The sequence below is a fragment of the Streptomyces odontomachicola genome, assembly GCF_039605595.1.
Taxonomy (GTDB): Bacteria; Actinomycetota; Actinomycetes; order Streptomycetales; family Streptomycetaceae; genus Streptomyces.
In genome coordinates, this window is the sequence record NZ_JBCFOK010000010.1 from 244,567 (window position 1) to 271,497 (window position 26,931).

Genomic DNA, 26,931 nt, shown 5'->3' on the forward strand with positions numbered 1-26,931 from the left:
GGGCTCACCAGGTGACGGGGACCGTGCGCAGCCCGCCGACCAGCAGGCCCTCCGTCTTCTCGAGCTCCGCGGCCGGCACCGCGAGGCGCAGGGTGGGGAGCCGCTTGAGCAGGGTCTCCAGTACGACCTGGAGCTCGGTGCGGGCGAGCGCCTGCCCGAGGCAGGAGTGCGGGCCGGCCCCGAAGGTCAGGTGCGGGTTGGGGGAGCGGTCCAGGTCCATGTCGTCGGCGCCGGCGAAGGCCGACTCGTCGCGGTTGGCCGCCGGCATGCTGCACACCACCGTGCTGCCCTCGGGCACCAACTGCCCGTCGATCTCGATGTCCTCGGTGATGAAGCGGCGGATGCCGAAGCCGAGGTTGGCGTCGAAGCGCAGCGACTCCTCGACGGCGGTGCGCACCAGCGAGGGGTCGGCGAGCAGCCGTTCCCAGCGCGTGCGGTCGCCGAGCAGCATGCAGACCATCTTGCCGATCATGTTGGCGGTGGTCTCGTGGCCCGCGACGAGCAGCCCCATCCCGGTGGCCAGCAACTCGTCGTCGCTCAGCCCCTGTTCCGCTTCCTCTTCGCCGCGCGGGCCGTGCGGGCCTTCGCCGTACGAGCTGTCTCCGTACGAGCCGTCTCCGTACGGGCCTTCTCCGTACGAGCCGTCCCCGGCGTCCGTGATCAGCGTGCTGAGCAGGTCGTCGGCCGGGGCCTCGCGCTTGGCGCGGATGTGCGCGTCCATGTACGCGACGAACTCCGCCTGCGCCGCCCCGATCTCCTCCGCGGTGTAGCGGGTCACGCTCAAGAACGCGTCCGACCAGTGCGAGAACCGGTCGCGGTCCTCGGCCGGCACGCCCAGCAGATCGCAGATGATGTAGACCGGCAGCGGGAACCCGAGGTGCGCGCGCAGATCGGCCGGCGCGCCCTCGCGGACCATGGCGTCGATCAGTTCGTTGGCTGTGCGCTCCATGCCGGGGCGCAGCGCGGCCATGCGCTTGGCGGTGAAGTACCGGCCGACCCGGCGGCGCCACCGCCGGTGCGGCTCGCCCCTGTCGGGCGTCCGGTAGGTGGTGTTCCCGGTGGCCGCGGCGCCTCCGACGCCCTCGGGCGCGATGCGCGCCGCGCCGTCCTCGGCGGTGGGCCGCACGAAGCGCGGGTCGGCCAGCAGGCTCTTCACGTGCTCGTAGCGGGTCAGGTAGACGGCGCTGTCCCCGCTGGGCAGCCCGACGTGCGCGACGGGGCACTCGCGCCGGAACCGCTCCCATTCCGCGGGCGGTTCGAGCGGCCCTTCGGTGGCCAGCGGGAGGCGTGCGACCTGCTCGCTCATGGGTTCCTCCAGTACGAGGTGGGGCGGCGGGGTGTGGGCGCGGGAGGTGGGCCCGCGCGAGCGCTCGTACTGTGCACCGTACATGTGCAGTGCATGATGCACGAGAGGTGCACGATGCACGATCGGGTGAGCCGCCGGGCGCCGCGGAGCACGGGGGCGTACGGGGGTGTGCGGGGCGTGTGCGGAGGAGCGCGTGAGGGTGCGGAACCGCTGCGTACGCGCGCATAGGGTGTGGCGCAGTAGCCACGTACGAGGCATCGCGAACCGGAGGAGGCGGCGTGGACGCACGGCGGGCGGGCGGCCGCATCGAGCGTGAACTGCTCATCCTCACGCGGCACATGGAGATGACCTCGCCGCGCCGGGTGCGCAGCGGCGGCGCCCTGGACCGCAGCGCGTATGTGCTGCTCAGCCGCCTGGAGGCCGAGGGGGCGATGTCCATCCCCGATCTCGTGGACGCCTTCGGGCTCGCCCCGTCCACCTTCACCCGGCAGACCGGGGCGCTGCTGCGGGAGGGCCTGGTGGAGCGAACCCTGGACCCGAACGGGAGCATCGCGCGCAAGTTCCGCATCACCGACGAGGGACTCAAGCGCCTGCGCGAGGACCGCGACGCGGTGGTCAGCGGACTGGCCGACGTCTTCCGCGACTGGCCGGCCGAGCGGCTGAAGCGGTTCATCGAGGATCTGCAGCAGTTCAACACGGACATCGAGGAGCGCACGGGGCGCCCCTGGCCGCGCCGAGGCGGCGCGTGATGTCGCCCCATGAGGCAGCCGACACGATTCAGCGCTGAGCCGCCCCTCGACTGCCCGCGGCCCTCAACCGCCCGCGCGTCGCCGCCGGTTCACCGTTGCGCGCCCGTGAGCACGACGGGCAGCTCCGCGACGCTGTTGCTGACCAGGGAGCGGAGCGGCACCAGGCGCTCCTCCGGCACTCCGAGGGTCAGTGCGGGGAAGCGGGCGAAGAGCGCGGGCAGCGCGACCTCCGCTTCGAGCCTGGCCAGCGCGGCGCCGATGCAGTAGTGGGCGCCGTGGCCGAAGGCCAGATGCCGTATGGGGCCTCGCGCGGCGTCGAACTCCCCGGCCCCGGGACCGAACTGCCCGCCGTCACGGCCGGTCGCCGCGTACGAGGCGAGGATCGCGTCGCCCTCGCGTATCGTCACGCCGCCCAGCTCGATGTCCTCGGTCGCGTATCGCAGCGGGAAGTGCGCCACCGGCGAGTCCCAGCGCAGCGTCTCCTCGATCACCGCACTCCACGGGAGCGCGCCGGACATGGCCGCCGCCAGTTGGCCGGGGCGTGCGAGGAGGGCGCGCACCGCGTTGGTGATCAGGTTGAGCGTGGTGCCGTGCCCGGCGACCATCAACTCGACCAGCGTGCCCAGCAGTTCCTCCTCGGAGAGCCGGTCCCCGTCCTCGCGCGCCGTGACGAGTGCGCTCGCCAGGTCGTCGCCGGGATGCGCGCGCCTCTCCCGTACGAGGTCGGTGAGCAGGCCCAGCAGACGCGTACGGGTGCTCAGGCCCTCCTCCGCTGTGGTGCCGCTGTCGACCAGGCTCTGCGAGAGCGCGCGGAACTCGGCGTGCCGCTCCTCGGGCACGCCCAGCAGCCCGCCGATCACCCGCATCGGCAGCGGGTACGCGAAGTGCTGCCGCAGATCCACCCGCCCCTCGGGGCCCGAGGCCCGGGCGGCGAGGGCGTCGAGCAGACCCGCGGTGACCGCCTCGACCTCCGGCCGCATCGCCGCGATGCGCCGCGGGGTGAACGCCTGGGTGACCAGCGCGCGCAGCCTCCTGTGGTCGTCGCCGTCGGAGGTGTTCATGCCGGGGTTGGCGACGAAGTCGATCAGGGGCCAGCCCTCGGGCACGGCGCCCTCGGCCAGGTCGCGCCAGTGCCGCGCGTCCTTGGACACGCGCGGGTCGGCGAGGAGTTCGCGCAGCTCCAAGTAGCCGGTGACGGCCCAGGCCGGTACGCGGTCGGGCAGCTCGACGCGTACGACGGGGCCCAGGGCCCGCAGCCGTGCGGCCTCGCCGTGCAGGTCGGCCGCCGTCGCGTCGAGGCGTATCGGGGCGGGAGGGGCGGGCGTGTCCATGGGGGCCTCCGGAGGGGGCGGGGTCGGGTGCCGCGCGCGTGGTGGTTCCGCCGGGGTTCGGTTCTGGTTCAGCTTGAGGCCGCGGGGGCGGGGCTGTCGATGAGGCGGCATGCGGGGGAGGCGGCGGCACGGGCGGGCGCGGACGGCGTGGGCGCGGGTTGGCCCGGGCGGAGGTGACACCCTGGTCGCCTTCCCGTTTCCCGCGACGACCCAGGAGCGCACCGTGTCCGACCCCTCAGCCGCGTACCCCTTCCCCGACGCCCGCCGGCCGGAGGCCGAGCCCGCGCCGCACGCGCTGCTCGCTCCGGTGCTCGGTCTGCTGGGCACCTGGCGCGGCCGGGGGAGCGGCGAATACCCCACGCTGGAAGAGGACTTCACCTATGCGCAGGAGGTCGTCTTCAGCCACGACGGCCGCCCCTTCCTGCACTTCGAGTCCCGCGCCTGGCTGCTCGACGCGCAGGGCGAACCGCTGCGCCCCTCCGCGCGCGAGAGCGGCTGGTGGCGGATGCAGCCCGAGGGCCGGGTCGAGGCGCTGATCACCCAGCCCACCGGCATCGCGGAGCTCGCGGCCGGCCACGCGGACGGCAAGGTGGTCGATCTGGCCAGCAGCGAGGTGGCGCGTACCGGGACGGCGAAACGGGTGGACGCCACCCGCCGCCTCTACACCCTCGACGGCGACACCCTCACCTTCGCGCACGAACTCGCCGCCGTGGGGCAGCCGTTGCAGCACCATCTCGCGGCGCGTCTCGAACGTACGGAATAATCCCGCGCGGCAATTCCCTTTCCGCGGGCCTCAACCGCAACTCAAACCACCGTACGCGCCGCGCAATTCCGGCCTAGGTCAGCACCGCGACCGCCGCCCGGAATTGCGCGGCGCGCATTCTAGATCTCCATAATCGGAACGCAGTGCGCTGGTTGACGTGCTGGAAGCGCCGCTCCTAGTGTCTCGCTCCGAGGGTCAAAAACGGGGTGCGGCCGCGCGGGATGGATGTCCGTTGAACGACACCGTCGAGCGGAGGGGCGGCAATGAAGAAGGTTCTCCTCAGTACGGCCCCGATAGAGGCCCTGGTCGAAGAGGACGGGGTCGGGGGAAACTGGTACGACCGCACCGACACCTATATGGCGTGGACGTGTGCGGTGGACGTCGAGGACCGGCTGACGGTCACCTGCCCGCCCACCGGGCTGCGTTTCCTGAAGCACAATGTGCCGGACATCGAAATCCTCGAGTATCCGACCTGGCAGGAATACCGCGACGCGCTGGCCGCCGAGGACTGGGACATGGTGGGGATCAGCTTCTACACCTGGTCCACCCCGGTCGCCTGCGAGATGGCGCAGGTCGCCAGGGACGCGGGGGTGCGGGAGCTCTGGGCCGGCAACTACGGCGTGCTCTCCCCGGGCATCGACCGCTATTTCACGCGGCTGGTGAAGGGGGCGGGGGAGTTCCCGCTCCACCAGTACGTCTACGGGACCGAGCTGCCGCGCGTACGGCATCCCGCGATGCTCGGCGAGAGCGGATTCCGCGGGATGAACTCGCCGGTCGGCTATCTCTACTCCAAGCGCGGCTGCAATATCGGCTGCACGTTCTGCTCCACGCCGATCTTCAACCCCAAAGAAGAAGCCATCTTCATGGAGGACATGTACGCGGCGCTGGACGCCTATCGTGAGGCGAACGTCGCGCACGTCATCATCTACGACGAGAGCTTCTTCCTCACGAATCATCTCGCCGAACAGGTGGTGGACGCCCTCGCCGAACGCGAACTGCCCTGGATCTGCCTCACCCGCGCCGATCTGATCCGCGGCAGGATTCCCGAACTCACCGACCGCTATATGGACGGCGCGATCGTCGGCATCGAATCGTACCGGGACAAGAACGTCGCCGACGTGAAGAAGCGCGACGACGTCTACAACGTGCGGCAGACGGTGCGCGAGCTGCTCGCCAACGGCCGCAGGGCGCTCGGCACCTTCATGATCGGATTCGCCGAGGACAGCATCGAGGACATGAAGTACGACATCGAACAGCTCGACCAGGAGGGGCTGTTCGCCTGCCAGCTCACGCTGCTGACCCCGTTCCACGGCACCCGGCTCTACCGGCAGATGGAACACCTCATCGACGAGCCCGACCTGAGCAAGCACGACCTGTACAACCTGGTCTGGAAGCACCCGAAGATGTCCCGCAGCGAGGCGCGCGACCTGCTCGCCTGGGCGCAGCGCAAGGTCAACGACCCGGACCGCATCGCGCGGCAGCTCAAGCGGGAGATGAAGGTGAAGGTGCGCAGGGAGATGGCGAGGCGACACGGCGTCACGGCCGAACCCGGCGCGCCACGGGCCGGCGCCGCGCGAGCCACCACCCCGCGGGCCGGCGTGAGCGCTGGCGGCCCCGCATGAGCGGCACCTACGCGCCCGTACCCCTGCCCACCCCCAGGTTCCTCGGCGCCGGCCGCAGGCACCTGCGCATCCTGTGCGTCCAACTCGGCTTCCACGAGGCCTATCCCGACGCCTCCACGCTGGCGACCACGTACAACGACGGCATCTACTACGTGGCCTCCTTCATCCAGCAGGAGTATCCGGAGGCGGACGTCGAGATGTGCCAGATGTTCTGGGGCGAGAAGCCCGAGGACTTCCCGCTCGGGCGCTACGACTACATCCTGATCTCCGCGCTGGCCACGCACTTCTGGTCCAACCTCGAGACCCTGGAGGCCATTCGGCGCGCCAGGCGCCCCGGCAGCGTGGTGATCATGGGCGGCCCGCACGCCGCCTTCGCCCCGTACGAGGCGCTGCGGTACGCCGACTACGCGGTGATCGCGGAGGGCGAGGTGCCGGCCGTCCAGCTCATCCGCGCGCTGGAGGCGGGCGAGCCGGTCACCGAGGTCGACAACCTGGCGTACATCGGCGACGACGGCGACCTGGTGGTCAACAAGATCGCCAGGTACGGCAACATCCTCAACGCGATCAACCCGAAGTTCCTGGCCCGCGCCCCGAAGCTGCACTGGGCGACGGTCTCGATGTCCCGCGGCTGCCCCTTCGACTGCTCCTTCTGCTACGCGATCAGGCTGCTGGGCCGGCGCTTCCGCACCAAGACCGCGGAGGACGTGCGCGCCGAGCTGGACGCCCTGTACGAGCAGACCGGGTGCAGCCGCTTCTACGTCACCGACCTCAACTTCACCACGCGCAAGGACTACTGCCGCGAGATCGCCGAGACCTTCCGCGACCGCGACTACAAGTTCATCGCGATGAGCAGGGTCAACCACGCCGACGACATGGACCTCGTCCTCGACCTCAAGCGCTCGGGCTTCGAGGAGTACTGCCTCGGCGTGGAGTCGGAGGACCCCAGCGTCCTGAAGGCGTTCAACAAGAAGGTCGACGCCTCCGAACAGACCCGGCGGCTGCTGCGCTTCGCGGAGAACGACATCGCCATCCACTCCGCGATCATCTACGGCCTCGACGTGCAGGACCGCCCGGCCATCGAGGCCACGGCGCGCTGGTGCGCGGAGGCCCGCATCATGCACCCGGTCTTCGTGTGCCTGGCGGAATACCCCTTCCAGAACCTGCTGTACGGCTCACGGCAGGACGTCGAGGACCACCGCATCATCATGGAGGTGCCCACCTACCAGCACTATTCCTTCGTCGGGATCTTCCCGCGGCACATGCGCCCCAGCGAGCTCCAGCGCGGCATCCTCGACAGCTACGACGTCTTCTTCCGGCGTGCCTTCGAGATCGAGCAGCGCCCGCAGCGCCGCGCGCGCCTCAAGTCGTACGCGAAGAGCGTCGAGCGCGGCCGCGCCGGGATGGAGCACCACGTCGGCTTTCTGGAGGAGCTGGAGAAGCCGTACTACACCCCGGCGGGGACGCTGCGCGAAAGCCTGCTCAAGGACCATTTCGACGCCCGCCACGGGGAGTTGCGCAGTTGGCTGGAGCGCTCGTCCAAGCGCGCCGACGCGCAGTTCGTGAAGGGGTACGCGCGGTGAGGCGGACGGGAGGCGCTGGTGCGGGAGCGGGCGCGCAGACGGTGGTCGAGGCGTTCCTCGACAGCGCGGACCGCGCCCCCGACCGCCTCGCCTTCCATGTGATCGAGCGCTCCGAGGCGGAGGCGGGCGAGGAGCACGCGCTCAGCCACGCCGACGTACGCGGCCTCCTCGCGCGCTCCGTCGGCGGCCTCGCCGAACACGGCATCGGCGCGGGCGAACGCGTCCTCCTCATCCTCCCCACCTCCCGCGACTTCCTCGCCGCCTACCTCGGCTGCCTGTACGCGGGCGCCGCGCCGCTCGTGCTGGCCGAGCCGCTGGACGGGCGTACGGCGCAGTACGCGGAGCACGTACGGCGCACCGCGGAGCTCGCCGGGGCGCGGCACTTGATCACGACCCCGGAGCGGGCGGCCGCGCTCGCCCCACTGGTGCCCTTACGGGTCCTCACTCCGGGTCACCTCAGGGGCGCGCCGGCCGAGTTGGACAAGCCGTACGCGCGCCCCGACACCCTCGCGCAGCTCCAGGCCACCTCGGGCTCGACCGGCACGCCGAGGCTGGCCGCCGTGCGGCACGGCAACCTGACGGCCAACGTGGGCGCGATCGCCGAGGCCATCCGGGCGCGCCCCGACGACGTGCTGGTCAGCTGGCTTCCCTTGTTCCACGACATGGGCCTGGTCGGCATCTCGTACGCGCTGTGGTCCGGCATCCCGATGGTGCTGTCCGACCCGGTGAACTTCCTGCGCAACCCCCTCGCGTGGCCGGGGTGGATCCACCGCTTCCGCGGCACGCTCTCACCGGCGCCCAGCTCGGCGTTCCACATCTGCGCGCGGGTCGCGGGCCGGCGCCCGCCGCGGGACCTGGACCTGTCCTGCTGGCGCGTGGCGCTGTGCGGGGCCGAGCCGGTGCGCGAGGGGACGATGCGCGAATTCCAGGAGGCCTTCGGCCCGTTCGGGCTGCCGGAGACGACGCTGCGCCCGGTGTACGGGCTCGCCGAGGCCACCCTGGCCGTCACGATCTCCGACGTCACACGCCCGTACGCCGCCGACCACGTCGACGCGGAGTCCGTCGCGGCGCGCGGCCGCGCGGTGGTGCCCCGCGTCTCCGACGGCGGCCCGCGCGGCACGAGCGTGATGTGCGTGGGCCGCGTGCTGCCGGGCCACGGACTGCGGGTGACCGACGCCGAAGGGAGCCCCCTGCCCGAGCGGTGGATCGGCGAAGTGGAGGTGAGCGGGCCGAGCGTGATCGAGGGGTATCTCGGTGGGGCGAGCGCCGAACCGGGCGCGGCGGGTCCTGAGCTCAAGCGCCCCGACGGCTGGCTGCGCACCGGTGACCTGGGCTATCTCGCCGATGACGAGCTGTATGTGACGGGCCGCAGCAAGGATCTCGTGATCATCGCGGGCCGCAACTGCGTACCCGAGCAGATCGAGAGCTTCGTCGAGGCCGCCGCCGGAGGCCCGCGACGCGCGGCCGTCGTCGCGGTCGGCGTGCCCGACCCCGCGCTGGGCACCGAACAGCTCCACCTCCTGCTCGACGAGCGGATGGCGGAGGGCCGCGACCGGCGGGAGATCACCGGCGCGGTGAGCGAGGCGCTGGCCGAGGTCTTCGGCCTCGGCGGCGTCACGTACCACTGGGTGCGCAGGTCCGAACTCCCGCGCACCACCAGCGGAAAGATCCAGCGCCATCTGTGCAGGCGGCTGATCGAGGAGCGGTACGCCGCCGCCGTACCGACGGAGAAGTCACCGTGAGGGAGAGGTGGACGCGATGCCAGACCAAGTGACGCCGGACCAGGAGCGCGACCGGAAGCTGTTCGAGGAGATCGTCACGCACATCGGCGAGTTCGTCGAGGCGGACGTCTCGCACCTCAGCCCGCAGTCCCCGCTCGCCACCTCCATCGCGGGCATGAGCTCGCTCAAGATGGTCGAGATGCTGCTCTACATGGAGGACTGCTTCCAGCTCGACTTCGAGGAGACCGCCATCGGGCGCCTGGAGACCATGCAGGATCTCGTCGACTACGTACGCGACTTGCAGGATGCGGAGCAGCAGCCCGCGTGACCGCGAGGCCCCGGCGGGCCCTGCCTCACCGGCGGGGCCGCGCCGGGTCGCGGTGACCGGCATCGGCGTGCTGTGCCCGCTCGGCGCGAGCCCCGGCGACCTGTGGAGCGGCCTGATCGGCGGCCGCTCCGGCGTCGGCCCGCTGACCCGCTTCGACCCGGCCCGCTTCCAGAGCGGGTACGCGGGCGAGATCGACGACTCCGCCGTGGTCATCGGCCCCGGTGCGCTGGACTTCGAGGCCAAGCGGATGAGCGCGTTCGTGCGGTACGCGCTGTTCGCGGCAGGGCGCGCGCTGGAGGACAGCGGGATCGGGTCGTACGAGGGGCAGCCGTACGGGGGCGAGGGGCGGTCGTACGAGGGGCAGCGGTACGCGGGCGAGGCGCGGTCGTACGGGGCCGAGGACCGGTCGTACGAGGAGGGCGCCAACTCCCGTGCCGTGCCGCCCCGTTACCCGCCCGACGGTGCCGTCGTCCTCGGCGTGGCCATGGGCGGGCTGCCCAGCGTCGAGGCCGGGGTCCTGCGGCAGGAGCGGCGCGGCGTGCGCAAGACGAGCCCGTACCTGATCCCCTCCCTCATCCCCAACATGGCCGCCAGCGCCGTCGCTCTGCACCACGGCATCGAGGACGAGCAGACGACGGTCGCGGGGGCGTGCGCGAGCGGCTGCCAGGCGCTCGGGCAGGCGATGCGCGCGATCCGTTCGGGCGCGCGCACCTGGGCCCTGGCGGGCGGGGCCGAGGCGGTGACCACGCCCATCACGTACTCCGGGTTCGAGGCCATGCGGGTGCTCAGCCGCGGCGCCGACCCCGGGCGCACGCCCCGGCCGTTCGATCGCACCAGGGACGGCATGGTGGTGGGGGAGGCGGCGGCCGTGTTCGTCCTGGAGGACCGCGCGCACGCCGAGGCGCGGGGCGCGCGGATCCACGGGGAGCTGAGCGGCTTCGCCGGCAACAGCGGTTCGGAGGGCATCGCGGGCGTGTCCGCCGGCCACGCGGCGCGCTGCATGGCCTCCGCGCTGGCCGACGCCGGGCTCGGCCCCGAAGCGATCGACTGTGTGTTCGCGCAGGCCAGCGGCATGATCCAGGGCGATGCGGCGGAGCTGGAGGCGATACGCGCGGTTACGTCTCGCGTGCGCCGTGCTCCCGCCATCACCTCGGTCAAGGGCCACACCGGGCACGCCTTCGCCGCGAACGGGCCGCTCAGCCTCGCCGCCGCGCTGCTGGCCCTGCGCCACGGCGCGGTGCCGCCGACCCTGCATCTGGAGGAGCCCGACCCGGACTTCGCCGGCCTCGACCTCGTACGCGAGACACGCGAAGCGGCGGTGGAGCACTGCCTGATCAACACCTTCGGCTTCGGCGGGATCAACGCCGGGCTCGTCGTGTCGCGCGGCTAGGGCGGGGCGGCCGGGTGCGCCATGCTGTCCGTGCTTCTCCCGTGTTTTCCCCCTCGTCCCTTTCCGCAGAGGCGCAAGGAGCACCGGCCATGGCCCCTTCCTCCACCCCCACCCCCGCTCCCACCCACTTCGAGAAGCTCGTCCGCTGCTGCATGAACTGCAAGATCTCCCGGACACTGGGCAGCGAGATCACCATCGAGAAGGCGGGGCTGGCACGAGTGGCCATGCCCTTCCACAGCGAACTCACCCAGAACGCCGACTTCCTGCACGCCGCCCTGCTCTTCGAGGTGGGCGACACCGCCGGCTTCATGGCGGCCAATTCGCTGGAGGAGACCTACAGCGTGCTGACCGTCGACTACCACATCAACCTCATCCGGCCCGTACGCGGCGAGGGCATCTACGCCATCGGCGAGGTGGTCACCGCGGGCAAGACCCTCTACGTCACGCGCAGCAACATCTACACCGACAGCGGAAAACTCGCCGCCGCAGGTCAGGGCACGTACACGGTCTCCACGCTCCTCCTCGCCGACCTGGAGGGGTACGAGGACTGACGGCGCTCCGAGCGGGTGCGGGGTGCGGGTTCGGGGGGCGCCTGTCCTCCGGCATTCCGGCATTCCGGCATTCCGGCATTCCGGCATTCCGGCATTCCGGCGTTCCGGTGCTGCGGTGCTCCGTGCGGCCGGTTTCCGCCTGGCGTGCCGTCCCCGCACCCGCCAGCATTGCCGGGTGATCGAGACAGCCGAGCACGACGGCACCGCCGTACTGACGCTGCGCCACGGGCCGGTGAACGCGCTGGACCTGGAACTCCTCACCGCCCTGCCGGACGCCTTCGCCGCCGTCGCCGAGGCGCCGGCCGTAGTCCTCACCGGCTCGGGCCGCTGCTTCTCCGCCGGAGTGGACCTGAAGCGGCTGGCCGACGGGGGAGCGCCGTACGTGGAGGAGTTCCTGCCCGCGCTGAGCCGCGCGCTGCTGGCCGTGTTCGGCCACCCCAAGCCCGTGGTCGCCGCGGTCAACGGGCATGCGCTGGCCGGCGGCTGCGTGCTGGCGGCTGCGTGCGACGCGCGGCTGATGCCGGAGTCGGAGGGCACCATCGGGCTGACCGAGCTGGCCGCGGGCCTGCCCTTCCCCACCGTTCCGCTGGAGATCATGCGGCACGCGGTCGGCCCCGGTCTTGACGCCATGGTCCTCGCGGCCCCGCGCCTGACCCCGCACCAGGCGGCGGCGAACAACCTGATCCACAAACTCACCGAGCCCGAGTCCCTGATGTCGGCCGCGTTCCGTACGGCGGAAGCGTTGCGTGCCGTCCCACCCGAGGTCTACGCCCTCTCCAAACACCAACTGCACCGCCCAGCAACGGAACGCATCACCGCCGACCGCCCCGTGGACGACCCGCGCGTAGCGGACCTGTGGAGCGCGGAGGAGACGGCGGGGGTGCTGCGGGGGTATTTGGCGGGGTTGGGGAAGGGGTGAGGGGGCCCCGTAGGCAGGGCAAAGGCCACCAGGGTGCAGGCGCCCGAGCCGAATGTGGTTCTCCGTAAAGCGAGTTGGGGGTCACCTCACGGTGCCGTCCGTCGCCCCGGGCAGCCGCCGCGTGGTCGCCCACAGCAGCAAGGCCGCGATGCTGAACGCCGCTCCCAGTGCGGACACCGCCGTCCAGCCGGCCGCCGCGTACGCCGCCGAGGAACCGATCGCGCCGAGGGCGCTGCCCGCCGAGTAGAAGACCATGTAGCCGCCGATGATCCTGCTGCCCGCTTCCGGCCGGGCCGCGTAGATCAGGGACTGGTTGGTGACGTGCACGGCCTGGACGGCGAAGTCGAGCAGGAGCGCCCCTGCCGCCAGGGCCCAGAGCGAGCGCCCGGTGAAGGCCAGCGGGAGCCACGACGCGGCGAGCAGGACCAGCGCCGTACCCGTGGTCCGCTGCGCGAGCCCCCTGTCGTTCCAGCGCCCTGCCGCCCCCGCTGCCGCGGCCCCGGCGGCTCCGGCCAGCCCGAACGCGCCGATCGCGGTGTGCGACAGCGACCAGGGCGGGGCGCTGAGCGGTTGCGCGACGCTGCTCCACAGCGTGCTGAACGCCGCGAAGACCAGCAGCGCGAGCACGCCGCGCACGCGGAGCAGCGGGTGGCGGGCGAACAGGGCGACTGTTGAGGTCAGCAAACGCGCGTACGACATGGTGGTCTTCGGCGGCCGCCCGTACGGGAGGGCCCGGCGCAGGAGCACGGCGAGCAGCGCGGTCGCCGCCGCCGAGAGGAGGTAGACCGCGCGCCATCCCGCGAGGTCGGCCAGTACGCCCGCCACCGTGCGGGCCAGCAGGATGCCGGTGATCACCCCGCTGGTGACCGCGCCCACGACCCGTCCGCGGAACGCGGGCGCGGCGAGATGGGCCGCCGCTGCCACCATCGTCTGGGCGACGACGGCGAGCGCGCCGACCGCTGCGAGGGCGGCGAACAGCAGGGCGGCACCGGGCGCCAGCCCCGCGAGGAGCAAAGCGACGGCGAGCAGGCCGAGTTGGGCGGTGATCAGCTTCCGTCGGTCCAGCAGGTCGCCGAGCGGAACGAGCAGCAACAGGCCGACGGCGTACCCGAGTTGGGTCACCGTGACGATGGCGCCGAGCAGGCCGGGGCCGAGCGCGAACTGTTCGCCGAGCGTGACCAGCAGCGGCTGGGCGAAGTAGACGTTGGCGACGGCGCTGCCGCAGGCGACGGCGAAGAGCAGGACCAGGCGTGTGGGCGGTGGGCCGTCGGGCGGGGCGAGTCGGGCGTCCGCGGGTGGCCGGCCGTCTGTCTCGTCGCCGGTCCCGTCGTCGATTCGGTCGTCGGCCTTCGAGCAGTGTGCGGACATGCGGCGTCCCCCTCGTAAGTGGTTGCAAGTTGCCACCTGCTGGACGGTAGGGCAGCGAGGTAGCATGTTGCAACCAGAGAGGCTGAACGCGGTGTGCACGAGGAGGAGTCGCGATGGTCGCGCGTACGCGGTTCGACGCCGAGCCCTGTCCCGTCGCCCGGTCGATCGACGCGATCGGCGACTGGTGGTCGCTGCTGATCGTGCGCGACGCTTTCGACGGGAGCCGGCGCTTCGGCGAGTTCAGGCGGAGCCTGGGCATCGCCAAGAACATCCTGACCAGCCGCTTGCGCGCGCTGGAGGATGCCGGGGTGATGGAGACCGTGCCCGCCGCGGACGGCAGCCGCTACCAGGAGTACGCACTGACGGAGAAGGGCCGGGCGCTCTTCCCCGTCATCGTGGCCCTGCGCCAGTGGGGCGAGTCCCACTGCTTCGCCCCCGGTGAGGAGCACTCACGCCTCCTCGACCGCCGCAACGGCGAACCGCTGAGCCCCCTGGAGCCCCGCTCCGCCGACGGCCGCGCCATCGGCCCGGACGAGACGAGGGTCGAGAAACTCGACGCGGGGCGGGCCGAGGCCGGGGAGGGCTGAACGCTTCGGGGGAGGGTCGCGGCGCAGGCCGTGTTGGTGGCCTCGCTGAGTGCTGCATGCTCCTGAACCCGGCCTCCGGCGGGCCGAGTTGGATGCTGTCGTCGTCCTCGCCGTGTCCGCCGCGCGGCTTCCCGGGCGGCGGCGTACGGGAGTTAGCCGGCGCACCCCCGCACCAGGGCCCGGGCCAGCTCCGTACTGGCCGCGAGCGTGTCGAGGGGTAGCGGCTGGGTGGCCAAGGCGCCCTCGTGCAGGGTGAGGAGCCGGGTGGCGAGGGTGCTGGGGTCGGGGCAGCCGGCCGTGGTGGCGAGTTCCTCGAACAGGTCGCGCAGCCAGAGCTTCTGGTCGGCGGCGATGCGGTGCGCGGGGTGCGCGGGGTCGGGGAGTTCGGCCAGGGCGTTGATGAACGCGCAGCCGCGGGCGTTGCCCTCGCTCCAGGTCCGCAGCGCGTCGAGCGGCGCGGTCACGGCGTCGAGGGGGTCGGCGCAGGCGTCGACGGCCTCGCGTACGTACGCGCGCCAGCGCCGGTCGCGTTCCGCGAGGTACGCGGCGACGAGCTGGTCCTTCGAGCCGAACCTGTTGTAGAGGGTCCGTTTCGTCACGCCCGAGTGCTCGGCGATCAGGTCCACGCCGACCGCGGTGATGCCGCGCTCGTAGAACAGCTCCTCGGCGGCCTCCACGATGCGCCGCCCGGCGGGCGTCATGACGCGTGCGCCGCGGGCCTCGGCTTCCGGCGCCCCGGCCTCCTGAGAATCGGCTTCCCGCTCCCGCGTATCCCGCACCCTGCACTCCTTCACCGATCGGTGTACTCTGGCTCACGTCCGAGGTTCACAGATCAGTATACCTGCGAGGAGGTTCAGCGATGAGCGTGTCCGAGACCATGAGCGTGCCGGAGACCATGCGTGCGGTGCGGATCGAGGAGCACGGAGGTCCCGAGGTCCTTCGCGTGACGGAGACGGCCGTGCAGGCGCCGCGAGCGGGAGAGGTGTTGGTGCAGGTCAGCGCCGTGGCGCTGAACAACACCGACCTGTGGACCCGGGAGGGCGCGTACGGGCGCCCGGGAGATCCGCAGGCGCTGTCGGGCTGGCGCGGGCCGATCGACTTCCCGCGCATCCAGGGCGCGGACGTCGCGGGGACGGTCGCCATGGTCGGCCGCGGCGTGGACGGCGATCTCGTCGGCCGCCGCGTAGTCGTCGACCCGGCGATCTACGACGCCGACGGACCCGACGCGCACCCCGTGGGCCTGATGGGCAGCGAACGCGACGGCGGGTACGCCGAGTACGTGACCGCCCTGGCCGACCGCGTGCACGACGTGACCGCGTCCCCGCTCACGGACGAGCAGCTCGCGAGCCTGCCGACCGCGTACGGAACGGCGCTGGGCATGATCGAGCGCGGTCGGCTGCGCGAGGGGGAGACCGTCCTGGTCTCGGGCGCTTCCGGCGGCGTCGGCCTCGCGCTGGTGCAGCTCGCCCGTGCGCGCGGCGCGAAGGTGCTCGCCATCAGCAGCGGTACGAAGATCGAGGCCGTGCGCGAAGCGGGAGCGCACGAAGTCCTCGACCGCGCGCGGGACATCGCCGAACAGGTGCGCGCCGCCGCCCCCGAGGGCATCGACGTAGGGCTCGATGTCGTCGCCGGTGAACTGGTCGGCGACGGCCTGCCGTTGCTGCGCGAGGGCGGCCGGTGGGTGATCGCCGGCGCGCTCGGCGGCTACGAGGTGGCCTTCGACGTACGCCGCCTCTACCTCCACAACGCGCAGGTCATCGGCTCGGCGATGCACACGCCCGCACACTTCGCCCTCCTGATGGACCTGGCACGGCAGGCCGCGGTCGAGCCGGTGATCGCCGCGAGCCACCCCTTGGAGGAGGCGGCCCAGGCGCAGAAGGCCCTCGCCCAGAGGGAACACGTAGGCAAGATCGTCCTGCGCCCCTGACCCGCACCGCTGACCTGCACCGCTGGCCTGCACCGCTGACGGGCGCCCCTGATCTGCGCCCCTAGGCCCGTCCGAGGTCCGCCCGAGGCCCACCCCCTAGGCTCGCGCGGCCTCATCCGTACGTTCCAACGGCCCGCCCCCGTCCGGCAGTTCCGCCGCCAGATGGTCGTGCGTCGCGCCCGGGTCGGTCAGCCGGTTCAGGCGGGCCGGTACGTCGAGGCCGACCAGGGCGACGACCAGGATCGTGCCGGCGAAGGTGAGGACCGCGAGGGCGCGGCCCAGCGGCATGCCCGAGGCCAGGTGCGCGCCGAGCACGGGCGCCACCGCGCCGCCCAGCGCGCCCACGTTGTATGTGAAGCCGAGCGCCGCCGCGCGGCTGTGCGTGGGGAAGTGGCCGCCGATGTAGCGCGGCAGCAGCCCCGAGATGCCGAAGCTGAGGCCCTGGAGCACGAACAGCAGCACACCGAGCAGCAGCAGGCTGTCCCGTACGGCGAACACCGGGAAGACGAAGGCCAGGGACGCCAGCAGCGTGAACGCGTACGCCTTCCTCGTACCGATCCAGTCGCCCACGAATCCGGCCAGCCAGCAGCCCGCCATCGTGCCGAAGCCGGCGAAGAACATGGCGTCGCCGACCTGGCCGGGGGAGTAGTGCAGTTCGGACTTGAGGTAGGTCGGGAGGAGGGACTGGATGGGCCAGGTGTAGAGGAAGGCGAAGAAGACGGTGACGGTCATCGCGAGGTAGAGGAGCCAGCCGCGCCGCCCGCCGAGCTGGACGGCGAGCGCGGCCAGGCTCAGGCCCGCCACGACCGAGAGCAGCGGTACGAGGTCGCCGCCCAGTGGGGTGAACGCGCCGAACAGCGCCATCGTTCCCGCAACCGTCAGCACCACGTTGGCCGTTGAGCGCGCCGGAGTGGCGAAGAGCGGGCGGAAGGGATTGGGCTTCTTCTCCCCTTCCTCGGTCGCCTCCTTGACCGCCTCGCGCCACTCGGCGGCCTCCGGCAGCGCGCGCCGCAGCCACAGCGCGACGACGATCGGCAGCAGCCCGATGTAGAACATCCACCGCCAGCCGAGCGCGGGCACCACCCACTGGTACACCTCGGCCGCCAGCGCGGAACCGACCGAGAAACCGCTGATCAGAAAGCCGCTCGCGCGGTTGCGCAGCCGCGCGGGCCAGCTCTCCATGGCGTATGTGGCGCTCGCGCTGTATTCACCGGCCATGCCCATGCCGATCGCCAGCCGCGCGACGAACAGGCTCGTGTAGTCCCAGGCGAAGCCGCAGAAGAAGGTGCCGAGGGAGTAGAGCAGGATGCTCACCACCATCGACAGCTTGCGCCCGTAGCGGTCGCCGAGCGCGCCGAGCGCGGCCCCGCCCAGCCACCGCGTGATGAACGCGGCCGAGATCAGGCTCGCCCCCTCCACCGTGCTCAGGTGGAACTCGCCGCTGATCTCGGTGAGCACGAGCGTGATGAGGACGAAGTCGAACCCGTCCAGCACATAGCCGACCCAGGCGGCGAAGAACGACTTCCACTGGGTGCGGCTGATCTCGCGATACCAGCGCTGCTGTGGCGGGAGTGGTGGGTGAGCGTCTTTGGTCACGTCGACTCCAGGGTGGACGGAGGGGTTCGCGTGGGGGCCTTCTTCGGGTCGTACGGGGGTGAAGGTGAAGCTCTCCGGGGCGCTTACGCGCGCGGCTTGAGCCCCGCGGCGCGCAGCCGGCCGGCGACGAAGTCGATCGCCTCCGCGCCCAGTTGGACCTGCGGGAACGCGGTGTCGCCGCACTCGATCACGCCGAGCAGCCGCAGCGCCGCCTTGAACGCGCCGAGAGCCGAGGAACTGCGCCCCATCTCCGCCTCCGGGCCCGCGTCCACCAGGCCGAAGAGGTCCACGAGCCGCTCCTGTTCCTTGGCGGCCTGCGCCCACTCGCCGGCCGCGGCGGCCTCGTACAGCCGGACATAGCCGGAGGGGTCGACGTTCCCGAGGCCCGGCACGACGCCGTCGCAGCCCGCCAACAGTGCGGCGTCCACGGTCAGTTCGGAACCGGTGAGCACGCTGAAGCCGGGCGCCGGGCCGCTCCCGCGCCCCTCGCGTCCGCCCAGCTCGACGAGCAGGCGCCGCAGCCCGCCCTCGTCGCCGCTGCTGTCCTTGAGCCCGGCGAGCGTGCCGTTCTCGGCCAACTCCCGTACGAGTGCGGGGGAGAGCTTGCTGTGCACCGATACCGGCAGGTCGTAGGCGTACACCGGCAGCGCGGTGCGCTCGCGCAGGCGCCGGAAGTGCCGGGCGGTCTCCAGCGGGTGGGTGCGGGTGTAGAAGGGCGCGGTGGCCACGAGGCCGTCGGCGCCGAGTGCGGCGGCCTCGTGCGCGTGGTCGAGCACGCGCGGGGTGGTGGTGTCGATGACACCTGCCAGCACGGGAACCCGCCCGGCCACCGTGCGGACGACGGTGTCCAGCGCGGTGGCGCGCTGCGCGTCGCCGAGGTACGCGACCTCGCTGGTCGACCCCAGTGCGAACAGCCCGTGCACCCCACCGTCGAGCAGATGCTCCACGAGCCGCGCGAGCGAGCCGGTGTCCACCTCGCCCTCGGCGTCGAGCGGTGTGCAGACGGGCGGGACGACCCCGCGCAGGGGTGTGGTGAGAGGCATGCGGCTTCTTCCTCCAGGGCTTTCCAGGGCTCCAGGGCCGGGTGCGGGCGGGTGGCCGGGACGTAAGACATCAGATGTCCTACCTCACGAGTCACGATGCCGACCGAGGGCGGGGAGGTCAAGGGTCTGCGGGCGTGCGGGTGTTCAGAGCGCGTCGGAGGTGTGCGGGGTGTGCGCGTTTCGCGTGCCCTGCGCTTTTCGCGGGCGCTGTGGGCTCTGCGTGTTCTGCGCGTTCTGCGGCGTTCGCGCGTTCTCCGGCTTCGCGCGCTCTACGGGGTCTCCGCGTCCTCGGTGCTCTGCGGGCTCTGCGGGCTCTGCGGGCTCTGCGGGCCCTGCGGGCCCTGCGCGCTCTGTTGGCTCTCGGGGCTTTGCGATCGTGCTTCGCGCAGGCGGCGGCGTACGGGCGCGTAGTGGTCGGTGACGGCGGTGGCGAAGTCCCCGGCGTCACCGGCGCGGGCCGCGTCCACGATGCGCTGGTGCGCGGCCACCGTCTCCTGCCGGTCGTCGGCCGTCGCGAGGTCGAGGTGCGGGGCGACCACCGCGTACACATCCCAGAAGGCCAGGGAGAGCTGGCCGATCAGCTCGTTGCCCGAGGCGTCGGCGAGGTGTGCGTGGAAGCCGCGCTCGGCGGCGACGAAGTCGGGGCCGTTCGCCTGGCCGGAGCTCGCGCGCATGTCCTCGACCAGGCCGTCCAGCGCGGCCAGCCGCTTGTCGTCCAGCGCGGAGACGATGCGCTCGGCCATGCCGCGCTCGAACAGCTCCCGCGCCTCGATGAGGTCGGCCATCACCCGCAGGTCGTCGCTGGTGCTGAGCATGCCGCGGAAGGTGAGGGACTCGACGACCGAGGACAGGCTCAGCCGGCCGACGTAACTGCCGTAACCGTGCCGCACCTCCACGATGTCCAGCGCGTGCAGGATCTTCATCGCCTCGCGCACACTGGAACGGCTCGTGCCCAGCGTCTCGCACAGCTCGCCCTCGGTGGGCAGCGGATCTCCGGGGCGCAGTCCCTCGTCGAGGATGTAGCGCTTGATCCGCTCGGTGACCCGCTGCCGCAGCAGCTGCCTGCCGGGCCGATTCTCCGGCACGCGCCCACTCCTCACGTCTTGACCTCGTACGCCCCGCATCCTACGGGCCATCGCCCCGCGGATCCCGGGCCTGTGACTACCCTGATCTGACCTGCCCCTTTACGAGGAGAGCGAGACCGCACGCGATGAGCAACGCCGAGACCCGCCCGCAGGAGCTGCGCTGCGCGAGCGGCCACGCGCCCGAGACGCCCGAGCCCTCAGCGGTGCAGGTGCTCACCGCGCGTGACGTGCCGCTCGGCGGCCCGCGCGCGATGAACGTGCGCCGCACGCTCCCGCAGCGCGCCCGCTCCCTCGTCGGCGCCTGGTGCTTCGCCGACCACTACGGGCCCGACGACGTCGCCGTGAGCGGCGGCATGGACGTGGCCCCGCACCCGCACATCGGCCTGCAGACGGTGAGTTGGCTGTTCGCGGGGGAGATCGAGCACCGCGACAGCTCGGGCGTGCACGCCATGGTGCGGCCAGGGGAGATCAACCTGATGACCGCGGGGCACGGCATCTGCCACTCCGAGGTCTCGACCTCCGACACCACCGTTCTGCACGGGGTGCAGCTGTGGGTGGCCCTGCCCGCGCGGGACCGCGACGTGCCCCGCGGCTTCGAGGGCCACGTCCCCGAGCCGGTGACCTGCGGGTCCGCGACGGTACGCGTCTTCATCGGCAGCCTGTGCGGCCAGACTTCACCGGTACGCGTCTACACCCCGCTCCTCGGCGCGGAGATCCACCTGGCCCCGCACGCCACGGTCTCGCTGGACGTCGACCCGACGTACGAGCACGGCGTACTGGTCGACAAGGGCGACATCACCGTCCAGAACACCCCGGTGGCCCGAGCCGACCTGGGCTATGTCCCGGTAGGCGAACACCACTTGACCCTCACGAACGACAGCGACGAGGAGTCCCGCCTGATCCTCCTGGGCGGAGAGCCGTTCGGGGAGGAGATCGTGATGTGGTGGAACTTCGTCGGCGGTTCGCACGACGATATCAAGCGGGCCCGCGAGGACTGGATGTCCGGCCGCAGGTTTGGCGAAGTAAAGGGGTACGACGGCGAGCCACTGCCCGCCCCTGAGTTGCCGAATGTGCCGCTCAAACCCCGGGGTGGGGCGCGTTGATCAGCGGTTTTCTGCTGATGCGGTGACTTCTTAGCGGGGCGGGCAAGTACGCGCTCACGTTCGTGCAATTCCGTCTGCGAACTGCTCGCAGAGACGTGATGCGCTACGGAGACGATGTGCATGTGTCGCCACCCGTGGCCGGGTCTGGTCATCCTGATGCTGACCTAATGCTGACTTTCGTGACGGTGCGTCAGCTCTAGCCGTCGGTGCTCTTGCCCGAACGTGCCCGGGCGATGCCAGAGCTGTGACCGAGCGTCGACTGGAGGTGGACGCGTGCTTTGTAGGCGACGAAACGGGCTCAGCGAGCTAGGTGCCGGGAGTGGCCCGCGCTTGCTCTCTGGCGCTCTGTCCTTGTGGGGGCTCGACAAATCTGCGCCTTCTTCGGCGCACCCCAGGAGCGCGGGACATTCGCTGGTGCCGCGGCTCTCGACGTTTGCGGTCTTCGCCGTGGGTTCTTCAGGCCGCCCGTCGGTCGCCCCCTCTGCGGCAGTACCGGGATGGCCCGAGGTGTCTGTGCCCACCGTCCCCGCGTCGCTACCGGCCCGATGGGTGGGCATGACTGCTCACAGCCACCCCGTTCCCTGGGCGATGCGGATGGCGTCGACGCGGTTGCGGGCGCCGGTCTTGCGGGTGACGGCGGAGATGTAGTTGCGCACCGTGCCCTGGGCCAGGCTCAGGTGCTGGGCGATCTCGGGAATCGAGGCTCCCTGGGCCGCGGCCCGGAGGACCGCCAACTCCCGCTGAGTCAGGGGAGCTTCGTCAGCGTGCAGCAGCGTAACGGCGAGCGACTGGTCAACGAACTGCCTGCCGGCAGCGACCTCTCGTATCGCGGTCAGCAACAGTTCAGGACCGGCACTCGTGGCTATCAGGCCGAGCGCTCGGGCGTCCAAGGCGCGCCGCAGTGCTCCAGGCCGGTCCTGGCCGGCCAGCGCCAATATCCTGCCTCCAGTGCCGTGGTGAAGTGCGGCCAGGCTGTGCGGGGTGCTCGTTGTCGCAGTGTCTGCGTCGACCACGTATACGTCTGCCGAAGGAGTTCCGGGGTGGTGCAGTGCTTCATGCCAAGGGATCGCCGTGCTGGCCATGTCGGGCGCACCGTTGATCAGCGCGGCCAGCCCGCACCTGAGAAGTCCCACATCGTGTACCAGGAGTACCTGGATCACCTATCGCCCCTCCCTGTGCCCGGGTTTGCTTGATTACCGCAGCGATGTTCCGACGCGTGCGTCGCGGAGGCCGGAGAGTGCGCCACTCTGTCGAAGCGCATGAAGGCATGGGGATGGCCTGGAACCGGCTGGGTTAACTCATGGTCGCTGCAGGAGCGTTCCCCATACCGCATCGGATAGGTCGTGCGTATCGGTCGCTCTGCGTACCTGCCGTTGCCCGGCGCTTTCCCCTGTACCTGACGCGCTCTACCCGTGCCGCGAATCGGTTATGCGAAGAAGGTAGGCGCTGCACATGCAAAGAATGAGAGTACCGGCCGTTCTTGGCTGGCTGGTTCGCCCCGCACCAGTCCATCCTCGACGACCTCCTGGGGCCTGTCAGCAGACCCTTTGCCGGCCTGTGCCTGTGGGGCCGGGGATTTGCCGGTGCGGCAACGGTCCGATCCCGGCCACCGGAATCGCGGGGTCAGGAGAGCGGGGAGGCTGGTTCTCTTGGCGGGGTCTTTTCAGCAGCGCTTGCTCTCCCCTCGCCGGGGAGCGATGGGCAGTGCGGACGTGATGCGAGGCCTCGTACGGCTGCGTGCCCGGTCACACGATGTCCAGGACGTCTCGTACGGGGCGGCGAGGGGTAGCCGGGCCGCGCGGGCCGTAGCCCAGGCGCAGCACCATCTGCACATGGCCGGGGCCCGAGAGCGGGTCGCGGAGCAGCGGCCGCAGATCGGCGTTCTCCAGCGGATGGGAGGTCAGGGAGGTGGCCAGGTCGGCCAGGGTGGCCTCCAGCAGGACGCGCTGCATGGCCTGGCCCGCGCGCAGCCAGTGGGCCGGGGTGTCCCCGGGAGTGCTCAACAGGGCCAGGTGCGGGATGTGTTCGAAGGCGGTGGTGCCGCGATCGGCCACAGGACTGCGCCCGGCGAAGTCCCGCTGGGGCGCCTTGCCCCCTCGCCGGCGCGGCCCGAAGGCGTACTCGGGAACGCCGTCGACCGCGGTGTCGGCCTCCGGACCCAGCCGGGTCCAGCGCTCCAGGTCCTCACGGGCGGCGGGGGAGACGGCGTCCCGGCTCTCCGCGTCGCGGACCAGTTCCACCACGGCCTCGGCGTGCCAGGCGCCGGGGGTGGCGAGGAAGGCTCCCTCCCGCGCGGCCGCGGCCCGCAAGGTGGCCTGTACCTGTTCGGGAATCTGCTGGTCGGCGAAGGGGTAGCGGCTGCTGTGCCGCTGGGGGATGGCGGGGTGGAGATGCAGAAGGGAAGCTTCATCGGAGTGAGGGCCCGAGGCGACGGTCAATTCGACGGCCGCGAGCAGCAGCGGGTCGTGCGGGTCGGGCAGGAGGCGGGTCCGGGCGGCCACGCCCGTGTGTGCGGCGGCGACGCGCAGGGTGAACAGGGCGGCCCCGCAGCCGATGTGCAGGGCACGGTCCGCGGGGTCGGAGTGGGACATGGCCCGCTGCGGATCGCCGCGCAGCAGCAGACGGTGCTCGCCGGTGAGGAAACGGAAGCGCCAGGGCTGTGCATTGTGCATGGACGGAGCCGCCGTGGCTTCGCGAACCAACGCGGTCACCGTCGTGGCGTCGAGTTGTTGCGGGGGCACTGTCGTCCCTCCTTGCCGCTTGCCGACCGGCTTTGCGCCGTGTACCCGCGGAGGCCGTGTGCGCACCTGTGTGCCTGCGAGGCGACCACTGCACGCGGTTCACGCGGTTGCTGTCACGAAGTGCGGCCGGCGTCGTCGTAGGGCTGCCCCGTACGGCGTCCTGACCACCCCTTCCTCAGCGGTGACCATGCCGGTTACCGGCCGTCCCGGTGTGTCCGCTCCCCTCGTCCGCGGGCTGGTCCATGCGGCCCGCCAGGACAGCGGCCTGTACCCGCCGCTGTACGCCCAGCTTGCTGAGGATGCGGGAGATGCTGTTCTTGACGGTCTTCTCGGAGAGGTAGAGGCGCCGCCCGATCTGCTGGTTCGTCAGTCCTTCGCCGATCAGCGTCAGGATGTCGCGCTCACGCGGGGAGAGCTGCTCCAGGCGCGGGTCTTGCGGCGCGGGGGAGGCGGGTTCCTCGCGCAGGGAGTTCATCAGGCGGGCGGTGGTGGCCGGATCGAGGAGGGAACGTCCTGCGGCGACGGTGCGTACGGCGGCGACGATGTCCGCGCCCTCGATCTGTTTGAGCACGTAGCCCGCGGCGCCCGCCATGATCGCGTCCAGCAGGGCGTCCTCCTCGTCGAAAGAGGTGAGCATCAGGCAGACGGTGCCGGGCAGTCGGGAGCGGATATCTCGGCACACGCTGATCCCGTCCCCGTCCGGAAGGCGCACATCCAGTACGGCGACGTGAGGCTGCAAGGCGGGTACGCGCGCCAATGCCTGTGCGGCGGTGGCGGCTTCGCCCACCACCTCGATGCCCTGCTCGGTGCCGAGGAGGTCGGCGAGCCCGCGCCGTACGACCTCGTGGTCGTCCAGCAGGAAGACCCTGATGGGATCCTGAGCCGAGAACTCCCGCATGCTCGTCATTCTGCTTCCCCTGAAACCTCGTCCACCGGTGGTGTGCCTGAGCTTCCCGGGAAGCGGGCCGTGTGTACCAGGGCCGAACGGTCCTTACTGGTACGGAGGTTGGGCGTGCGGCCCCGTGCTGTTGCTCCACCTGACCCCGACGACCACCGTACGGCCGGAGCGCGTCCGGTCCGGTAGCCCGCTGCCGCGGTGTCAGGAGCCGATGGGGATGCGCAGCACCTGCCCGGGGAAGATCTTGCCGGGGTCGGTGATCTGGTCCGGGTTGGCGCGGACGATGCGCGTGTACAGGGAGGCGTCCCCGTAGTACGTCTTGGCCAGGGCCGAGAGGGTGTCGCCCTTGAGGACCTTGTGCTCCCGGTAGCCGTAGTAGCCGGGCACGATCAGCGGCCCGTAGAGGCAGGGCACGGTCACCATGTGGATCTCGCTGCCGTCCTTCTGGTCCACCTCGAAGACCTGCACGAGGAGCCGTTCGGCCTTGAACGCCGCGTGCCCGGTGTCGACCTGGATCTGGAACTGGCCGTGCTCGCCGCTGCCTCCGCCGGCCTGGAAGTGGCCGGTCAGCTCGTCGTGTCCCTCGCCGATGCGGTAGTACAGCGTGGCCTCGTAGCCGGTGCCCACTCCGCCCACCTGGACCGGATTGCCGACGAGGTCGAGCGGGCGCGGCTGGTCGATACGGTTCGTCATGGCTCCTCCTGCCACAGAAGGGGTGCGCTGTCGGCCCTCACTCAACTCCCCTCCCGGGCGCGGGAGAGCAGGCCGTTGGGGCAGAGTGGTGGGCCGTTCGTACCCGCTCCACAGCGGTCCTTCGGAGCGAGCCGGGCCCCAGCCGTGCAGGGCGGTTCAGTCCGTCGCGGCGGGCAGCCACAGGTCGGGGCCGAAGACCTCGTACCGGATGCGCCGTGCGGGCACTCCGGCGCCCAGTAACTGTGCGCGTACGTGGCGCATGAACGGCAGCGGGCCGCACAGGAACACCGTGGCCTCCTCGGGCAATTCGCCGATCGCGCCCAGGTCCATCAGCCCGGTGTGGGCCGCGGGCTCCTGCGGACCGGGGCGCTCGTACCAGAACACGGCGCGGGCGTCCGGCAGCTCCCGTACCAGCCGCCGGGTCTCGGCGCGCAGGGCGTGCAGGGCGGGGGAGCGGTCGGCGTGCAGGACCAGGACGGGGCGGGACGAGTCGAGGGCGGCGAGATGGGCGAGCATGCCGGCCATGGGGGTGCAGCCGATGCCCGCTGAGATCAGGACGAGCGGGGCGGCGGCGTCCGCAGGATCGTCGAGGACGACGTCGCCGAAGGGCGCGGAGAGGGTCATTTCGTCGCCCGCCTCCACCCGGTCGTGCAAGAGGGTGGAGACCTCGCCCGGCGGGGTGGCGGCCGTACCCGCCTCCCGCTTCACGGTGATGCGCCGCAGCTGCCCGCCGGGTTCCGAGGACAGGCTGTACTGGCGGGCCTGCCGCACCCCGTCGGGCATGCGCACGCGCACGCTCACGTACTGGCCAGCGCGTGCGGGCGGGGCCGGTTCGCCGTCGGCCGGGCGGAGCAGGAAGGAGACCGCTTCCGGCGTCTCGGTGCGGCGCTCGATGACCTCCCACTGCCGCCACACCTGCCCGGGCTGTACGCCCGCTGCCTGGTAGAGGCGGGCCTCCTGGCCGATCAGGGCGCCGGCCATCAGCCAGTACACCTCGTCCCACCCCGCGGCCACCTGCGGGGTGACGGCCTCGCCGAGGACCTCGGCCATCGCGCCGAAGAGGTATTTGTGCACGACGGTGTACTGGTCGTCGGTGACCCCGACCGCCGCGTGCTTGTGGGCGATGCGCACGAGCAGGGTGTCGGGGCGCGCGTGAGGGTTCTCCAGCAGCGCGCCGGCGAAGGCGGTGATCGAGCCGGCCAGGGCGCGGCGCTGGCTGCCGTCGGCCTGGTTGCCGCGGTTGAACATCCCGTCCAAGAGTTCCGGCCGGTCGCGGAACATCGCGGCGTAGAAGCGCGTGGTGATCTCATCGAGCGCCGCCGAGACGGCGGGCAGGGTGGCACGGACGACGGCGGCGGATTCGGCGGACAGCATGACGCCTCCCAGGACAGGGGGGAGAGGGATGAAGAGCGCCGCGATGCATCGGGCGCGACGAGATACGCGACGAGGTGTATGTACCAGGATTCGGGCGATACTTCGGCGCCGAATCCTCGCCCGGAGCGAAGCAGGGCTGATCGGCCCACCAAGTCGGTCACCACGGCCCCGGAATCCGGAAGCGGAGAGGGCCCAACGGCGAGGCGTGGATTCCCACTTGCGCTCTCGCGGCCGGGTTGCGGTCGGCTGGTGGAGC

General features: G+C 71.5%; 24 protein-coding genes. 12 read left to right on the forward strand and 12 right to left on the reverse strand.

The features are described 5' to 3' along the window. Positions 1-4 precede the first annotated feature (4 nt). Positions 5-1,306, reverse strand: coding sequence for a cytochrome P450 (locus ABEE00_RS20320; RefSeq protein WP_345747064.1), 1,302 nt, complete (start codon positions 1,304-1,306; stop codon positions 5-7). 278 nt (positions 1,307-1,584) lie between these two features. Between ABEE00_RS20320 and ABEE00_RS20325 the strand changes: the two genes are divergently transcribed. Next, positions 1,585-2,055 (forward strand): MarR family winged helix-turn-helix transcriptional regulator, encoded by a 471-nt coding sequence (locus ABEE00_RS20325; protein ID WP_345746995.1) that lies wholly within the window; start codon positions 1,585-1,587, stop codon positions 2,053-2,055. Between the two features lie 89 nt (positions 2,056-2,144). On the opposite strand, the gene ABEE00_RS20330 is transcribed toward ABEE00_RS20325, so the two are convergent. Beyond that, positions 2,145-3,386 (reverse strand): cytochrome P450 family protein, encoded by a 1,242-nt coding sequence (locus ABEE00_RS20330; protein WP_345746996.1) that lies wholly within the window; start codon positions 3,384-3,386, stop codon positions 2,145-2,147. 223 nt (positions 3,387-3,609) lie between these two features. On the opposite strand from ABEE00_RS20330, the gene ABEE00_RS20335 reads away from it, so the two are divergent. The 8 genes from ABEE00_RS20335 to ABEE00_RS20370 all read left to right on the forward strand — a co-directional run bounded on the left by ABEE00_RS20335 (position 3,610) and on the right by ABEE00_RS20370 (position 12,260). Further along, positions 3,610-4,149 (forward strand): heme-binding beta-barrel domain-containing protein, encoded by a 540-nt coding sequence (locus ABEE00_RS20335; RefSeq protein ID WP_345746997.1) that lies wholly within the window; start codon positions 3,610-3,612, stop codon positions 4,147-4,149. 263 nt (positions 4,150-4,412) lie between these two features. Then, on the forward strand, positions 4,413-5,771 hold the full coding sequence (locus ABEE00_RS20340; RefSeq protein WP_345746998.1) for a B12-binding domain-containing radical SAM protein: 1,359 nt from the start codon (positions 4,413-4,415) through the stop codon (positions 5,769-5,771). Further along, positions 5,768-7,351, forward strand: a complete 1,584-nt coding sequence (locus ABEE00_RS20345; RefSeq protein WP_345746999.1) for a B12-binding domain-containing radical SAM protein — start codon at positions 5,768-5,770, stop codon at positions 7,349-7,351. The genes ABEE00_RS20340 and ABEE00_RS20345 overlap by 4 nt, the downstream gene beginning before the upstream one ends. Beyond that, entirely contained in the window at positions 7,348-9,093 is a 1,746-nt protein-coding gene (locus ABEE00_RS20350) for an AMP-binding protein (protein WP_345747000.1), read from the forward strand. The genes ABEE00_RS20345 and ABEE00_RS20350 overlap by 4 nt, the downstream gene beginning before the upstream one ends. A gap of 16 nt (positions 9,094-9,109) precedes the next feature. Then, positions 9,110-9,400 (forward strand): acyl carrier protein, encoded by a 291-nt coding sequence (locus tag ABEE00_RS20355; RefSeq protein WP_345747001.1) that lies wholly within the window; start codon positions 9,110-9,112, stop codon positions 9,398-9,400. Then, positions 9,378-10,790, forward strand: a complete 1,413-nt coding sequence (locus ABEE00_RS20360; RefSeq protein WP_345747002.1) for a beta-ketoacyl-[acyl-carrier-protein] synthase family protein — start codon at positions 9,378-9,380, stop codon at positions 10,788-10,790. The genes ABEE00_RS20355 and ABEE00_RS20360 overlap by 23 nt, the downstream gene beginning before the upstream one ends. Before the next feature lie 89 nt (positions 10,791-10,879). After that, positions 10,880-11,341, forward strand: a complete 462-nt coding sequence (locus ABEE00_RS20365) for a PaaI family thioesterase (RefSeq protein ID WP_345747003.1) — start codon at positions 10,880-10,882, stop codon at positions 11,339-11,341. Positions 11,342-11,516: 175 nt separating this feature from the next. Beyond that, entirely contained in the window at positions 11,517-12,260 is a 744-nt protein-coding gene (locus ABEE00_RS20370; RefSeq protein WP_345747004.1) for an enoyl-CoA hydratase/isomerase family protein, read from the forward strand. 81 nt (positions 12,261-12,341) lie between these two features. Here ABEE00_RS20370 and ABEE00_RS20375 read toward each other — a convergent pair whose 3' ends face one another. Continuing rightward, positions 12,342-13,628: an MFS transporter gene (locus ABEE00_RS20375; protein WP_345747005.1), complete on the reverse strand. Its 1,287-nt coding sequence runs from the start codon at positions 13,626-13,628 to the stop codon at positions 12,342-12,344. 113 nt (positions 13,629-13,741) lie between these two features. On the opposite strand from ABEE00_RS20375, the gene ABEE00_RS20380 reads away from it, so the two are divergent. Next, positions 13,742-14,215 (forward strand): winged helix-turn-helix transcriptional regulator, encoded by a 474-nt coding sequence (locus tag ABEE00_RS20380; RefSeq protein WP_345747006.1) that lies wholly within the window; start codon positions 13,742-13,744, stop codon positions 14,213-14,215. Between the two features lie 152 nt (positions 14,216-14,367). Here ABEE00_RS20380 and ABEE00_RS20385 read toward each other — a convergent pair whose 3' ends face one another. Beyond that, positions 14,368-14,916: a TetR/AcrR family transcriptional regulator gene (locus ABEE00_RS20385; protein WP_345747065.1), complete on the reverse strand. Its 549-nt coding sequence runs from the start codon at positions 14,914-14,916 to the stop codon at positions 14,368-14,370. 176 nt (positions 14,917-15,092) lie between these two features. On the opposite strand from ABEE00_RS20385, the gene ABEE00_RS20390 reads away from it, so the two are divergent. Beyond that, the gene (locus ABEE00_RS20390) at positions 15,093-16,142 is read left to right on the forward strand and encodes a zinc-binding dehydrogenase (protein WP_345747066.1); all 1,050 of its coding nucleotides are present in this window, start codon (positions 15,093-15,095) and stop codon (positions 16,140-16,142) included. 96 nt (positions 16,143-16,238) lie between these two features. On the opposite strand, the gene ABEE00_RS20395 is transcribed toward ABEE00_RS20390, so the two are convergent. The 3 genes from ABEE00_RS20395 to ABEE00_RS20405 form a co-directional block, all read right to left on the reverse strand. After that, positions 16,239-17,738: a sialate:H+ symport family MFS transporter gene (locus ABEE00_RS20395; RefSeq protein ID WP_345747007.1), complete on the reverse strand. Its 1,500-nt coding sequence runs from the start codon at positions 17,736-17,738 to the stop codon at positions 16,239-16,241. 83 nt (positions 17,739-17,821) lie between these two features. After that, positions 17,822-18,781 (reverse strand): dihydrodipicolinate synthase family protein, encoded by a 960-nt coding sequence (locus tag ABEE00_RS20400; protein ID WP_345747008.1) that lies wholly within the window; start codon positions 18,779-18,781, stop codon positions 17,822-17,824. A gap of 269 nt (positions 18,782-19,050) precedes the next feature. After that, on the reverse strand, positions 19,051-19,866 hold the full coding sequence (locus ABEE00_RS20405) for a FadR/GntR family transcriptional regulator (protein WP_345747009.1): 816 nt from the start codon (positions 19,864-19,866) through the stop codon (positions 19,051-19,053). A gap of 125 nt (positions 19,867-19,991) precedes the next feature. Between ABEE00_RS20405 and ABEE00_RS20410 the strand changes: the two genes are divergently transcribed. Further along, the gene (locus ABEE00_RS20410; RefSeq protein ID WP_345747010.1) at positions 19,992-20,969 is read left to right on the forward strand and encodes a pirin family protein; all 978 of its coding nucleotides are present in this window, start codon (positions 19,992-19,994) and stop codon (positions 20,967-20,969) included. A 563-nt stretch (positions 20,970-21,532) separates the two neighbouring features. Here ABEE00_RS20410 and ABEE00_RS20415 read toward each other — a convergent pair. From ABEE00_RS20415 to ABEE00_RS20435, 5 genes are all read right to left on the reverse strand, one after another. Continuing rightward, positions 21,533-22,129 (reverse strand): response regulator transcription factor, encoded by a 597-nt coding sequence (locus ABEE00_RS20415; protein ID WP_345747011.1) that lies wholly within the window; start codon positions 22,127-22,129, stop codon positions 21,533-21,535. A gap of 585 nt (positions 22,130-22,714) precedes the next feature. Next, complete coding sequence (locus ABEE00_RS20420) at positions 22,715-23,710, reverse strand: Acg family FMN-binding oxidoreductase (protein WP_345747012.1); 996 nt, start codon at positions 23,708-23,710, stop codon at positions 22,715-22,717. Between the two features lie 175 nt (positions 23,711-23,885). Then, positions 23,886-24,617, reverse strand: a complete 732-nt coding sequence (locus ABEE00_RS20425) for a response regulator transcription factor (RefSeq protein ID WP_345747013.1) — start codon at positions 24,615-24,617, stop codon at positions 23,886-23,888. A gap of 192 nt (positions 24,618-24,809) precedes the next feature. After that, positions 24,810-25,301 carry a Gmad2 immunoglobulin-like domain-containing protein gene (locus ABEE00_RS20430; protein WP_345747014.1) on the reverse strand — a complete coding sequence of 164 codons (492 nt, stop codon included), beginning with the start codon at positions 25,299-25,301 and terminating at the stop codon, positions 24,810-24,812. Positions 25,302-25,457: 156 nt separating this feature from the next. Continuing rightward, entirely contained in the window at positions 25,458-26,675 is a 1,218-nt protein-coding gene (locus tag ABEE00_RS20435; RefSeq protein WP_345747015.1) for a globin domain-containing protein, read from the reverse strand. Positions 26,676-26,931 lie beyond the last annotated feature (256 nt).

What these genes read in the sequence shown, in the direction of transcription:
- ABEE00_RS20375 (WP_345747005.1), bottom strand. Translation starts at nt 13,628, where the DNA reads ATGTCCGCACACTGCTCGAAGGCCGACGACCGAATCGACGACGGGACC.
- ABEE00_RS20355 (WP_345747001.1), top strand. Translation starts at nt 9,110, where the DNA reads ATGCCAGACCAAGTGACGCCGGACCAGGAGCGCGACCGGAAGCTGTTC.
- ABEE00_RS20425 (WP_345747013.1), bottom strand. Translation starts at nt 24,617, where the DNA reads ATGACGAGCATGCGGGAGTTCTCGGCTCAGGATCCCATCAGGGTCTTC.
- ABEE00_RS20390 (WP_345747066.1), top strand. Translation starts at nt 15,093, where the DNA reads ATGAGCGTGCCGGAGACCATGCGTGCGGTGCGGATCGAGGAGCACGGA.
- ABEE00_RS20330 (WP_345746996.1), bottom strand. Translation starts at nt 3,386, where the DNA reads ATGGACACGCCCGCCCCTCCCGCCCCGATACGCCTCGACGCGACGGCG.
- ABEE00_RS20340 (WP_345746998.1), top strand. Translation starts at nt 4,413, where the DNA reads ATGAAGAAGGTTCTCCTCAGTACGGCCCCGATAGAGGCCCTGGTCGAA.
- ABEE00_RS20345 (WP_345746999.1), top strand. Translation starts at nt 5,768, where the DNA reads ATGAGCGGCACCTACGCGCCCGTACCCCTGCCCACCCCCAGGTTCCTC.
- ABEE00_RS20320 (WP_345747064.1), bottom strand. Translation starts at nt 1,306, where the DNA reads ATGAGCGAGCAGGTCGCACGCCTCCCGCTGGCCACCGAAGGGCCGCTC.
- ABEE00_RS20430 (WP_345747014.1), bottom strand. Translation starts at nt 25,301, where the DNA reads ATGACGAACCGTATCGACCAGCCGCGCCCGCTCGACCTCGTCGGCAAT.
- ABEE00_RS20410 (WP_345747010.1), top strand. Translation starts at nt 19,992, where the DNA reads ATGAGCAACGCCGAGACCCGCCCGCAGGAGCTGCGCTGCGCGAGCGGC.
- ABEE00_RS20360 (WP_345747002.1), top strand. Translation starts at nt 9,378, where the DNA reads ATGCGGAGCAGCAGCCCGCGTGACCGCGAGGCCCCGGCGGGCCCTGCC.
- ABEE00_RS20365 (WP_345747003.1), top strand. Translation starts at nt 10,880, where the DNA reads ATGGCCCCTTCCTCCACCCCCACCCCCGCTCCCACCCACTTCGAGAAG.
- ABEE00_RS20380 (WP_345747006.1), top strand. Translation starts at nt 13,742, where the DNA reads ATGGTCGCGCGTACGCGGTTCGACGCCGAGCCCTGTCCCGTCGCCCGG.
- ABEE00_RS20400 (WP_345747008.1), bottom strand. Translation starts at nt 18,781, where the DNA reads ATGCCTCTCACCACACCCCTGCGCGGGGTCGTCCCGCCCGTCTGCACA.
- ABEE00_RS20435 (WP_345747015.1), bottom strand. Translation starts at nt 26,675, where the DNA reads ATGCTGTCCGCCGAATCCGCCGCCGTCGTCCGTGCCACCCTGCCCGCC.
- ABEE00_RS20385 (WP_345747065.1), bottom strand. Translation starts at nt 14,916, where the DNA reads ATGACGCCCGCCGGGCGGCGCATCGTGGAGGCCGCCGAGGAGCTGTTC.